The organism is Vibrio sp. Y10_XG_PY6 (genome assembly GCF_024181795.1).
Lineage (GTDB): Bacteria > Pseudomonadota > Gammaproteobacteria > Enterobacterales > Vibrionaceae > Vibrio > Vibrio diabolicus.
Map to the genome: position 1 here is coordinate 1,182,128 of NZ_JAMZAQ010000002.1, position 11,882 is coordinate 1,194,009.

The window sequence follows — 11,882 nt, forward strand, 5'->3', positions numbered from 1 at the left end:
CATAAAAGACAAACCAGAGGTTCTGCATAAAGCACTCGCATAGGTTACGAATGCCACTGCGAGTGCTTGTTTGTTGTATAAGTACTTTCTTCGTTGAGGCTTAGCTGGTATCTATAAACGACGTAATCCCCACATCAGATACAAACCGCCAATGAGAGACGCCATCAGCCCTGTTGGTACTTCTTGCGGGTAAAGAACTTGTCGTCCCAACCAATCGGCCAACAACATCACGCCGGAACCCAATATCGCGGCGCATAACATGTGTTGTGACGCTTTGTTAAAGCCAAATAAGCGAGCTAAATGCGGAGCCAGTAACCCAACAAAGCTAATAGGACCAACAACCAATGTCGCACTGACCGTGAGACAAGCAACTAAAAGCAGCAGTATCGAGCGTGAACGATCAACGCGAATCCCAAGTGCTTTAGAGGAAGCGGCGCCAACAGGAAGAATATCTAGCCATCTTACGCAGAGAAAACTCAACCCTATAAAAACAAGCGCAGATAAAGACAATGGGAGTAACGTTTCAACCGAAACATAGTAGGTAGACCCAGACAACCAAGCCAATGCTTGATAACTTCTTGGGTCACCAGTGGCTAGAATAAAGCTCTGTATTGCATTCATCAGTGCGGTAATAGCAATACCAGTCAACAAAATACGCTCCGGCTGAAAACCTGATTTACGGTTTAGCAGCACAATGACCAATACCGTCGCTAATGCACCTACAAGCCCGCCTAAAGAAAGAGTGAAAATTGACGAACCAAACCCAGTAAACATCGCGATAATCAACCCCATCGCTGTCCCTGAACTGATGCCGATCACTTCTGGACTGGCCATTGGGTTTCCACTTAGCCGTTGAATCATGGTTCCAGCAATCGCTAACATTGCCCCCGCAATTGCTGCTGCAAATAATCGAGGCGCGCGCCATTCCAAAAAAATCCAATTTTGGCTAGCAAACAAGTTTGTCCACCCTTCATTTTGCACAGAAACCGTGACAAAAAGAACAACGGAAATTAGCGTACCGATCAATGCCAATAAGATCGCTTTAGGGTTTAGCTTGTAAACATGTTGACGATGCCGAGTTAACACCGTTTGAGTATGGCCCTGCGTCTTTTGTGATAAGCGAGGTAGCAGCCATAACAGTAGCGGAGCGCCCAGTGCAGCCGTTGCTGCTCCCGTTGGTATAAAACTCGCCATTAGCCCTGGCAGTTGCTGAATAACCAAATCGGTTAAAGTCAATAACATGGCACCAATCAGCATCGATACCCAAAGCTTATGCTGGATTTTATTGATACCTATCAATCGAGTAATCGCAGGCGCTGCTAACCCGATGAAACCGATAATTCCTACTGCAGAAACGACCCAAGAAGTGATTAGTACCGCAAGCCCAAGACAGACAAAGCGCAGTTTGGCTAGCGAGACACCTAAACTTTTAGCACCTTTCTCAGAGAGCTCCAATAAGCTTAACGGCTTTGCAAACACAAATGCGATAACCGTGGCAAGTGCGATTCGAGGTGCAAGATACGAGAAATCTCCCCATCCGCTTTGAACAAGCGAGCCCGCTCCCCATATCATTAATCCATTCAGCTTTTCGGTATTCATCATCAGAATAACCGTACTTAATGATGCAAAGTACAGGTTTATCACTAACCCAGAAACGACGACAACCGTTGGAGATAACGCTCGTCGCCATGACAACAGCATCACCAACCCCATCGATGTCACACCGCCGATGAGAGCAACCAAATTAGGTGCTATATCCAACATCCAAGGGGCAAATAGCGTAGCTAACATCAAAGCAAAACTTGAACCGCTCGCCACACCAAGTGTCGTGGGTGAAGCGAGAGGGTTACGCAGAACTTGCTGCATCAATACCCCAGCAACCGCTAATCCAGCACCAGATATAATCGTGGTGAAGACTCGAGGCCACCAGCTAAAGTGAAGTAAGACGGAATCGATAGATTGAAAGTTAGGTTTCCATAAACTGCTAAGAGCCAGTGAGAATGAACTTGCTTGATACAATTGGAAAGCACCAATAGAAAAGGTAAATGCCGAAAGTAACACCACAAGGCTTAAAGGCATGGCTTTCATTGTTCTAACTCCTCGACCTTACTCGCCGTAACTAACTCCGCGAACCGAAGCGCTGAAGGCATAGAACCAAAACTCCAAACAGGCGCGACTTGCATGACCTTCTCACCAGACTGTTGAACAACGTATTGCCAAAACGGATCTTGAGAGAGCTGCTTTTCGCCACCGTGAGGCAATGGATCAACGATAACAATTTGGGCTCTTATACCTGCTAACTTATCGATGCCGACTAAGCTGAAGCCCCAGCTATTTGTCTCTTCGTTCCACGCATTACTCAGCCCAATCTTTTCGATAGCCTGAGAGTAAAGACTATTCTGACCAAAAACACGAACGTGCTTCGTATCCATAAACTGAATCATTAAAAGCGGCGGCTGGTCTTTGTTTATGCGCTGTTTTAATAAAGAGAAACGTTCTTCATATTTTTGTATAAGTGCCTCAGCTTCCGCTTCTCTTCCTAGCTCTTCACCAAACCTCCGAGTGAAACGAGTAAGTACCGACCAATCTGTAATCCCGCTTTCATATAAGTCAATCGTGGTAACGGGGGCGATATCGACTAAGCGATGCTTCATTGAGGAGAAGTACGGGGCAATAAAAATACGGTCAGGTCTGAGCTCGTAAATACGCTCTATATTGGGTTGAGTTCTTAACCCTACATCCTTAGTTTGAGGTGGTAACGGTGGCGATTTTACCCAAGCATCGTAATCTTGCCCTTGAGCGACGCCTACGGGCACAACCCCTAACGCCAACATCGTTTCAGTTTGTGTCCAATCAACCGACATCACCCGAGGTGACGCCTCTGCTACTGCTTGAAAGGAACTGACCAAAAGCGCACTAAGTGAGAGAGCGAAAGAGAAATGCTTAAGTCGAGTGTTTGTACTGCTCATTATTCAACCTCTAGCTTGGCATCGCCACCGGATAACCCGCAGGGTGGTCAGAGATCTTCATCTCTATCCCGTATATGTCCCTTAGCTTAGGTTCAGTAAACACCTGTTCAACATTGCCTTGTGCAATCAAATCACCTTGATGTAATGCAACGATATGATCGCAAAAGCGCGCCGCTAAGTTGATGTCGTGCAATACGATAATAACGCCCAAACCCAACTCTTTACTGAGTTTAGAGATGAGCTTCAACATATCGACTTGATGGCTAATATCTAACGCAGACAAAGGCTCATCAAGAAGCAAATACTCGGTTTTTTGCGCTAATAGCATGGCTAGCCACACTCGTTGGCGCTCCCCTCCAGATAGCGTATCAACTAAGCGATCTGCGTATTTTAGTGTTCCTGTCATCGCCATTGATTCTTCAACAATGTCATGATCTTTCTTGCTCAAACGACCAAGTAAACCATGCCATGGGTAACGACCAAAACCGACTAAATCTCGACCTAAAATACTGTCGGTCACCGGAAGATGCTGAGGCAAGTAGGCAATGTGTTGGGCGAATTTTTTCGCTGAGAGATCGTTAATGCTCGTTCCATGCAGAACCACGTCACCAGCGGTGTATGGCTGTTGCTGTGCCAGCAACTTTAACAATGTGGATTTTCCTGAACCATTGTGCCCAACAAGAGCGTATGTTTTCCCAGGTTCAAATGTCACATCAAACGCTTTTAGCAATGACTTGCCTTCAATCTCAAACTGGAGTGCTTTAGCTTCCAACATCCCTACTTCACCTAATAGCCATTCACAAATGAAAGCTAATCAATCGCTTTCATTCGTTCATCACGTTTGCCGTTCTTATTCAACAGAACGATTAATAAGGGAGGTTTTATATAACAACAAAGATACAAATGCAAACCGTTGTCATTATCATTACATCAACAAGATCATTGAGAGAATTACTAAGCGTTAATGATTATTTGTTGCGGATGACTTCATTAGTGGATTGTCGGCAGGTCAACGAGAGCAGCGGTCTACCACTGCCCTCGCATAAATTTGAATGAATACTGCGGCGCATGAAGAAATGAGAAATGCCGCAGTGAATAAATTAATGACGAGCGTCAGCGCCAAACTCTACTTCTTTATAGATATCGGCCAGCGACTTTTTACCTTGTTTGTCTTTGGCTGAACGCTTTTTCTTCGTTTGATAATGGTATTCTTGCTCCTGAAGTGCTTGTTCGTGCTCTTTTGCTGACTCAACAAACTCAGGATTTGCAAGTGCTTGTTGGCGTAAGCGGTTTACTCTTTCAAGGGTTTCCCACAACATACTTCACCTCCAAACTTATTACTGTATATAAAAACAGTATTGTTTAAATATTCCTCCTCGTCAACATTTCAACTTCGTTACTGCTCTTCACATTAACCCCAAGCCTGTATAGTGCTCCGGATATTTGTGGATGATTTGCTTTATATAACCTTGATGCTCTCGCAGAGCATTAACACATTCTCGAGATAACCATCCCTGATATACCCATTTTTCAAGTTCTAACAATGCGTATGGGATGGACCACGCTTGTCTGTACGGATGGTGCGTCGTCATAAAATCAAAGGCATTCGCGACAGCCGTAATTTGCGCGGCGATTGGTATATCGTCACTGGTTAAACCATACGGATAACCAGTACCATTTAAGTTTTCGTATTGATAAGTAACCATCTGCAAAAACAAAGTCACACTCGGGTGAACCGGATTTCCGATACGAGCCACTATGTCATCGGCAGAGTCGATGCAACGCTCAATATGTTGAATCAATATCGCCTCTTGCTCTTGAGTATAATTTGTTCGGCGACTAGCAATTTCAACTGGCAACTGAATATCACTGAGCGCATGGAATTGAGCAAAAATACCAATATCTTCGACCATTTCATCATTCAGGTGATAACGATCCGCTAACTGCGTTGCGATGACTTGGCTGTAGTACTTCATTCGTTTGGTATGCGCGTAAAACTCAGGGGAGTAGCCTGGCATCATACATTGCATTCGGTTCGCCAACGTTTCTATCGCGCTAACGACGTGGTCTTCTGATTCAACCGCAAATTGAATCATTTCGAAATAAGGTTTGAGACTATTCAACGCTTCTAAGCTAAACGCATTGGGCTGAGTGGAATTTAAAAACACAAAGCCTGTAAATGCTTTATTGTCGTAACAAGGAATCGCAACCGACGACTGGTATCCGTGTTTGAGTAAGGTTTGAACCCGAGGACAGTGATTAATATCGTGAAGGTCTTCGACGATCCGAGGAATCGCGTTTTTGGAGGCAATATTGAGGTGGTGGAGTTTACGGAATGCTGACTCATGGTGGGCTAAACACCAAGTGTCGAACTCACTTTCTGCAAATGACTTGAGCACATCTTGGTCTGGGTGATATTTAGCAAATGACACCCTATCAATACACGGCAAGTGCGCCTGCATCCTGCCCTTTAGCGTTTGCAGTTGCTCATTAAGCGGTTTTGCAAACGGGTAAAAACTCCGGTGCGCCATACTTCACCTCCACACCCAAGCAGAGAAACAAGAGAAGCTCATTGTGTTGTAAATTCAATGGTATTTTGAGCGGTTTTCTCCACTTAAATTATCGATATACCACAACTTAAGTGTACGAAATAAAAGCACATTTCTACCAATTCTTTCACCGAATATCTTACGGTAATTTGATCCAGATTAAAAAAGCCAACGAGCGAAACTCGTTGGCTTAACAATACTGATTGATTACGATGGATTCAGTAACTAGAGGTTATTCAGAGAACGTTCTAAACAACTAGCCCAGAGCAGGAAGCACACCCAGCGTAATTAACAGCTGAGCTAATACGATACCTGTGCCAGCGATACCCGTTATCACTAATGCGCCTTGGCCACCAGCTACTCGGTACTCTCCTGTAAAATCATCCGATTTACGAACCTTGATCACCATAACCAGAGGTAAAAAGATGGCTAAAATCGCTAAGGCAATCGCTGCATAGCCCAAAGCCATAATAAAGCCTTGAGGGTAAAAAAGTGCGAAGCCCAGCGGTGGGGTAAACGTCACGAGTGCCGCAACCAAGCGATTAGGCTTATCGTTGCTCCCTTTGATGGTATCACCCAAAAATTCGAATAGACCCAAACTCACACCAAGAAATGACGTTAACAGTGCCAAATCAGCAAATACACCGACAATGTTGCCTAAGTTTGATTGGTGCACCGTCTGCGATAGTTGACCAATAAGGGCGCTCAACCCGCCGTTTTCAATAAGCGTACTTTGGCTAACCACACCCAATGTCACGATCTGCCAAAAGATGTAAATCACGAGCGGGATCGTCGAGCCAATAATAACGGCTTTGCGCAAAGAAGAAGTATCGCCATCTAAGTAATTCACAATTGCCGGAATACTTCCGTGGAAACCAAACGAAGTAAAGATAACAGGAATCGCCGCTACAATAAGACCTTGCTCAATCGGCATACTCAATAAGTAAGATTCCGTAACGTTTGGAGCAAGAAAAGAAAGCACAGCAACCATCGCAACAAGTTTCATCGCGAACAACACGCGGTTAACTTTATCGACCGTACCTGTACCAACTGTCACAACTAAAGTCACAATCAAGGTAAAGATTATCGTTGATGTAGGCCCTGAAATATCAAGGTCAAACCATTGTGCAAGGCGGTCTCCGAACTGAGCACCACCGCCAGCGATGTACGCTGCACACAATGAGTAGAACAGAAACAACATCGCAAAACTTGCCACCCACTTGCCTTTTTGGCCCAGGATCTGCTTCGCTAAAGTATGAAGAGTTGCACTACTTTCTGCATGCTGATGAAGCTCTAGCATGAGTAAGGCAGTGAAAGCCATCAGAGCCCATAAACTGAGCATGATGATGATTGAAGTTGAAAAACCAATGCCGGCAGAGGCAAGTGGAAGGGCTAGCATGCCAGCACCTATTGTAGTTCCCGCGATAATTAGAGTACTACCGAATACTTTAGAACGACTCATTGTATATTTATCTTTACACTTTATTAGGAATTATCGGTATTAAATCGGGTAACGGCGTACCGAAACCAATACCATATTTGTAATGCTGTCGATATTGTAGGATCTTCAGCAGAAGATCAAGCAAAGTGTAAGGATAAAAAACCACAAGTGTAAATAAAAACTTACACATCACTAATATCCAACAATAGCTGAGTACATTCTTCCCTGCTCATGAACTTAGGGACAGGGTAATTCCAGTGCGCCTCTTTCAGAATTAAATCTACAAGCGCATCAGCATCTTCGCGCTGAATGAGCGCACTTGTCTGCTTAATATCAATGCTTGCAAACAAAGACTCCACATGCGTCAAAAAGTGTTGAGCACTCGCCTCACCTGACTGCCCTTCGGCCGTCAACGCATCGAGTTTTCTTAGTTGAGGCTCTATCTCTGATAATGAAAAGCGCAGCACAGGTAACAAGGCTAATCCGTTTGCCATGCCATGAGGTATTCCATATTTCGCACCGAATGTGTGAGCAAACGCATGAACATAACCCAAACTCGCTTTCGTAAATGCTAAACCTGCGTAGTAGGATGCCATGGCCATTTTATGTCGAGCTTCAACATCATCCCCTTGCGCTACGACCCGAGGAAGATGCTTAAAAATTAACTTAATGGCGGCAACAGAGTAAGCCCTAGTTTCTTGAGTAGCATTTCTCGACACATACGCCTCAATAGCGTGAGTTAATGCATCAACGCCAGTATCAGCCGTGATCTTAGGAGGTAAACCAATCATTAAGTTCGCATCTAAAGCTGCCATTAGTGGCACCAACTTTGGATCCATCAAAGGGGTTTTAATGTGTGAGGAGGGATCTGATACGACCGCGGCGATGGTGACCTCACTTCCTGTTCCTGCGGTCGTTGGAATAGCAAACAGAGGCGCTGGCATTCGCCATACTTTCAATAGTCCAGCTAACTTTTTTATTGGCCGTTTATTGGTAACTTTCGCAGCAATGACCTTTGCGCAGTCCATTGCCGAGCCACCACCCAAAGCTAATATGCCCTCACAATGAAAACGATGGTAAGCCTCTAGACCGCTTTCTACCTGATCATAGGTAGGATCGGGCTGCACTTTCGAGAAAACATCTAACTGTAAATCGAGTTGTGCTGCCGCCTTGAGCACCTTATCGACAATACCGACTTGGACTAACCCTTCGTCGGTAACTAATAAGACGCGTTTAAATCCCAGTTCGGTCATCGATTCTAATAGCTCATTCATCGAACCGGGGCCAGAAAACAAGGTTGGTCTCGGCATAGGAAGGATAAGAGCTGCTATTTTTAGCCCTGCGGTGTAAGTCCGATATAAGCGATGCTTCAACATACGAAATCCTTTTCATTTAGAGCTATCATTCTAGCTACTTTTATCACCTATGCTTACTTTGCAATCACACATTTTTTAATTAAGTCATTCCATCAACACATAAATGCTGCAGAGGGAGCAATACCGTTATCTTGATCTCCCCACACCACATGAGCTGTAGAGAAAATTATTTTTTATGATTTTCCATTAGCGTTACCTTAATAACTCACCCCTCTTCGGCTTTGCCGATCATAAAGTGGTTATTGAAGGTGCCTTATCATTCATACAAACTCAAAAATATGGATTCTACTTAATCACATAACGGTACGGTATATCAGTAATCTAATCCGAACATCACTTATAAAAATACAAATAAGAATGCGTTACATCATGATTTATTGTCGTTTTCAAATAAGTCAATAAAAGCAACAATAATCTTTCAAAACTAATACTTAGTTCAAATAACTGACTCTTAATCATGAGCTTCAGGTGATATTGTTATGCAACTAGGATTATTATCCGCCCCATAATTAAAACTACGTCTAAACGCCCACCTTTTTGGGGTCTATTCGCTGTCGTACCCAATTTTCCTATCACCTTCTGATTTGGGTTTCGCGTGGGCTAATTAGCAATGTCGGTATAAATCATGAATCATTCTTGCCATTCCCATACGGACACGGGCTTTGAAGTCGATCTAAAACAAGCACTTATCTGGGTTGCTCGAGCACTTGATTATGTCGGTGTTGACGATACTCACCACAGCCATCGTGTCGCTTATATCGCTTACCAATGTGCTCGCGTCATGGGTTGGGAGCCAGAAAAAGCGGAGTTTTGTTACTTCGCAGGTATGATCCACGACTGTGGAGTCTCCGAAACACAAGAACATAAAATGTTACTTGGAGAGTTGGTGCCACAAGACGTGAAAACACACTGCTTAAGAGGGTACCGAAGCCTCAAGCAGTGTCGTTTGTTGCGCCAATTTGCGACACCAGTTCTTTACCACCATACACATTGGAGCGAACTAAAAGAGCTCGATTTACCGCCTTTTGAAAAAGAGGTGGCCGCCCTGCTCTACTTATCGGATCGCCTTGATTTTATGCGCTCAAAATACGTCATGAACTGCCACTGTGACATTGTCACGCTTCATGAGGAATTGATTGCTGAGTGTATCATGGCAAACGTTGGAACCTTGTTTAATCCAAGTATGGCCGAAGCAATGGTTAAACTCGTCATGACCGACGCGTTTTGGTTCGCGATGGAGTCGGAAAATATTGAAACCATAGGCCTAAATTTTAAAAGCATTGATTGGCTTCAAAAGCAATTAACCATCCAAGATATGAACAGTTTGGGAATGTTTATCGCTCAAATTGTTGATGCAAAGAGCCCATTCACTTATCAACATTCACAAAAAGTGGCGGAGTTATCTCGGTATCTCGCGATTAAGCTTGGGCTAAACGAGCACGATCAAGAAATGTTATATATTGCAGGGCTGGTGCATGATATTGGAAAGTTAAAAACACCAGATGAAATCCTTCACAAAGAAGGCTCTCTGAACAAACAAGAGTACACGCGCATTAAACGCCATACCATTGATACTCAGCTCGCATTGCATAAGGTCTTCCCTAACGCGAAAATAGCTGAGTGGGCTTCCAATCATCATGAACGTTTAGACGGGTCGGGCTATCCCTATCACAAAACAGGCGACGAGCTCGATGTTCCATCGCGTATCATTGCTGTCGCGGATGTCTTCCAAGCCCTGTCTCAAGATCGCCCCTATCGAGGACGAATGACTCAAACACAGATCGCCGACATTATGGGTGAGCAAATAGCCAAAGAGGAACTTTGCTCTAACGTTTATGCGGTATTAGAACGAAACATGACAGAGTGTTACGAACTCTCAACCGACGTTTAATCAAAACAGGGGCGAACACACGCCCCCTTTTTTAGGATGATAAGACTAGGCCGACAAACAGCTACCTAGCAATATCAAGTAAATTATCTCGCACACCATTGATTCTGAACCAACCAGCGATACTAAAACGCTCGGCATTGGTTGGTAACACCTCATGTGGGAACTGCTCTGATAAGAATACGAACAAACGCCCTGAGCGTGGGGGAATGGTTGCAATTTTATTGTCATTCAAATCGTATACTACTAATTCACCCGCGTCTTCTTCCGTCCAGGATTCGTTCATATAAAAAACGGTCGTCAATCGACGGTTTTCGTTACCTTTGAAGCAATCTAAATGTTTTTGGTAGAAGTCCCCTTTCTCGTACTTGGCAAAGTGAGCTTCGTACTCAAAAAGTCCAAGAAACAAGTGACGGTTCACTTCTTGGCGGATCTCTTCCATTTTATCCAAGTAAGAAGCAACAGCATGCCCCATATTTGGCGATAACCATTGAATCTTGTCACTTCGAATAGATTCAATACGAGTCACATCATCGTTACGACCAATACGTGCTTTTTTCCAATTGCTTGGAATGCAATCTCGCAGTTGAGCCACCTCTTGTTCAGAAAGAAAATCATCCCAGATGTAGTAGCCATTGGTTGCTAACGCATCGATCATTTTATTCATTATTTTCGTTCACTCGTGTTAGTTGGGCGCTTTATATAAAAAATCTGCGACACAACAACAAATGCGATTTTTTATCGAGACGACAATGAAGCAAAACGAGAATTAAAAATGACGATACAAGATACAAAAATGCCGCTCATGTGAGCGGCAATGTCGTTTGTTATTGACGAGCTTCTAATCTCGTTGCTCGAATTCGCAACGGACGAAGACGCTTAATGCTAGGACGCTGTTTGTTTTTTAGCTGGATATGACAAAGTTCCAGAATCAAACCAAATGCCATCGCAAAGTACACATAACCTTTATTGATATGAATTGCGAAGCCTTCTGCCATCAATAAGCCACCCAATAAAACCAGGAACAGCAATGCCAACGTTTTAAAGCCGGGATAGCGCGTCACCAGATTATTGATTTTTTCAGCAGTCATTACCATCACGATTGCAGACGAGACAATCGCCGCGACCATAAGCGGGACATCACTTGTCAAACCGACGGCGGTTATCACCGAGTCCATTGAGAATACCGCATCCACAGCAACAATCTGCAGCAGCACTACCGCTAATCCAGTACGAGCATGAGTCGAGTGGCCAGATTCATTGTGATTTAACCAGCTCCACAACTCTTTCAGGCTTTTTGCCAATAGGAATGCACCACCCGCGATCATGATCACGTCTCTTCCGGTAAGCGCTTGGTTTACGACGGAAAACAGTGGTTGAGTCAACTGCATAATCCAAGAGATAGAAAAAACCAATGCAATACGAGCAATAACAGCAAGGCCGATACCAAGGTTTCTTGCCAGTTTACGTTGATGCATTGGCAATCTTTCACATAGGACGGAGATAAAAACGACGTTATCAACGCCTAAGACAACTTCAAGCGCAAACAAAGTGGCAAAAATCGCCCAAGCCTCTGGTTGCATGAAAAGTTCTAACATGAGTACGCCTCCAGTGATGGGAAGACATACGGTGAAGGGTTCTGTCGACTAAAGGGGTCGT

The 11,882-nt window shown here is 44.1% G+C and carries 10 protein-coding genes; 1 reads left to right on the top strand and 9 read right to left on the bottom strand.

Annotated elements, in window-relative coordinates:
* Window positions 1-111: 111 nt before the first annotated feature.
* The 7 genes from fhuB to NL644_RS13865 all read right to left on the bottom strand — a co-directional run bounded on the left by fhuB (window position 112) and on the right by NL644_RS13865 (window position 8,335).
* Entirely contained in the window at window positions 112-2,088 is a 1,977-nt protein-coding gene (fhuB, locus tag NL644_RS13835) for a Fe(3+)-hydroxamate ABC transporter permease FhuB (protein WP_253658511.1), read from the bottom strand.
* Window positions 2,085-2,969: an ABC transporter substrate-binding protein gene (locus NL644_RS13840; protein WP_253658512.1), complete on the bottom strand. Its 885-nt coding sequence runs from the start codon at window positions 2,967-2,969 to the stop codon at window positions 2,085-2,087. The genes fhuB and NL644_RS13840 overlap by 4 nt, the downstream gene beginning before the upstream one ends.
* Window positions 2,970-2,979: 10 nt before the next feature.
* Window positions 2,980-3,744 carry an ABC transporter ATP-binding protein gene (locus tag NL644_RS13845; RefSeq protein WP_005394180.1) on the bottom strand — a complete coding sequence of 255 codons (765 nt, stop codon included), beginning with the start codon at window positions 3,742-3,744 and terminating at the stop codon, window positions 2,980-2,982.
* Window positions 3,745-4,069: 325 nt separating this feature from the next.
* Window positions 4,070-4,288, bottom strand: a complete 219-nt coding sequence (locus tag NL644_RS13850) for a hypothetical protein (RefSeq protein ID WP_005377723.1) — start codon at window positions 4,286-4,288, stop codon at window positions 4,070-4,072.
* Between the two features lie 87 nt (window positions 4,289-4,375).
* Window positions 4,376-5,500 (bottom strand): HD-GYP domain-containing protein, encoded by a 1,125-nt coding sequence (locus NL644_RS13855; protein WP_253658513.1) that lies wholly within the window; start codon window positions 5,498-5,500, stop codon window positions 4,376-4,378.
* A 274-nt stretch (window positions 5,501-5,774) separates the two neighbouring features.
* The gene (locus NL644_RS13860) at window positions 5,775-6,980 is read right to left on the bottom strand and encodes an aromatic amino acid transport family protein (RefSeq protein ID WP_065646762.1); all 1,206 of its coding nucleotides are present in this window, start codon (window positions 6,978-6,980) and stop codon (window positions 5,775-5,777) included.
* A 161-nt stretch (window positions 6,981-7,141) separates the two neighbouring features.
* Complete coding sequence (locus NL644_RS13865; protein ID WP_253658514.1) at window positions 7,142-8,335, bottom strand: iron-containing alcohol dehydrogenase; 1,194 nt, start codon at window positions 8,333-8,335, stop codon at window positions 7,142-7,144.
* Between the two features lie 625 nt (window positions 8,336-8,960).
* Here NL644_RS13865 and NL644_RS13870 point away from each other — a divergent pair.
* Window positions 8,961-10,226 carry an HD domain-containing phosphohydrolase gene (locus NL644_RS13870; protein ID WP_053807368.1) on the top strand — a complete coding sequence of 422 codons (1,266 nt, stop codon included), beginning with the start codon at window positions 8,961-8,963 and terminating at the stop codon, window positions 10,224-10,226.
* A gap of 61 nt (window positions 10,227-10,287) precedes the next feature.
* Here the strand turns inward: NL644_RS13870 and NL644_RS13875 are convergent, their stop codons facing one another.
* A complete protein-coding gene (locus tag NL644_RS13875; RefSeq protein WP_005394168.1) occupies window positions 10,288-10,890 on the bottom strand; it encodes a 2OG-Fe(II) oxygenase in 603 nt (200 codons plus the stop codon).
* Between the two features lie 160 nt (window positions 10,891-11,050).
* Window positions 11,051-11,821 carry a TerC family protein gene (locus tag NL644_RS13880; protein ID WP_253658515.1) on the bottom strand — a complete coding sequence of 257 codons (771 nt, stop codon included), beginning with the start codon at window positions 11,819-11,821 and terminating at the stop codon, window positions 11,051-11,053.
* Window positions 11,822-11,882: the final 61 nt, after the last annotated feature.